We start from the raw sequence: 402 nt of genomic DNA, 5'->3' as shown, positions 1-402 counted from the left end.
CAATGCCAGCCTGACGCTGATCATCTAAAGCCAAACGCAGAGCATCTTGCTTGCCTTCGATGAGTTCCTCACCCTGCAGTTTCCAAGGCGACCAAAGCTTTTCCGGCTCTGCAAGCCATGACGGTTTTGGCAAGCTGCCGGCGGTTGAAGTAGGCAACAGTGTTTTCATAATAGGCAACCTTATAATGCTAGTTCATTAAAGAACATAATTTGCAGACCACTGCTCAAGAATGGTTTTGTACGGCTTGATAAAATGTTCTTCAGCGAACTTTCCTTGTTCAACCGCCATCCGGCTACGCTCTTCCCGATCATAGACAATTTGCGTCAATGAATAGTCTGAATGCTTCAAGCTTGGCTGATAAGATGCCCCTGCTGCAGAATTGGCGTTGTAAATTTCAGGAC

Annotated in this window: 1 protein-coding gene and 1 pseudogene; both read right to left on the bottom strand. The window is 46.5% G+C overall.

Going from position 1 to position 402, the window contains the following annotated elements:
- A pseudogene (locus HBA93_RS19005) lies at positions 1 to 169 on the bottom strand (methionine synthase); the annotation flags it as partial.
- A gap of 27 nt (positions 170 to 196) precedes the next feature.
- A partial coding sequence (locus tag HBA93_RS19000; protein ID WP_221724340.1) for a putative oxygenase MesX occupies positions 197 to 402 on the bottom strand: 206 nt, incomplete at its 5' end.

Origin of the sequence: Ochrobactrum sp. SFR4, assembly GCF_019730395.1 — a bacterium.
Classification (GTDB): domain Bacteria; phylum Pseudomonadota; class Alphaproteobacteria; order Rhizobiales; family Rhizobiaceae; genus Pseudochrobactrum.
The sequence above is the reverse complement of the archived record's forward strand: the minus strand, read 5'-3'. Positions and strand labels throughout refer to the sequence as shown.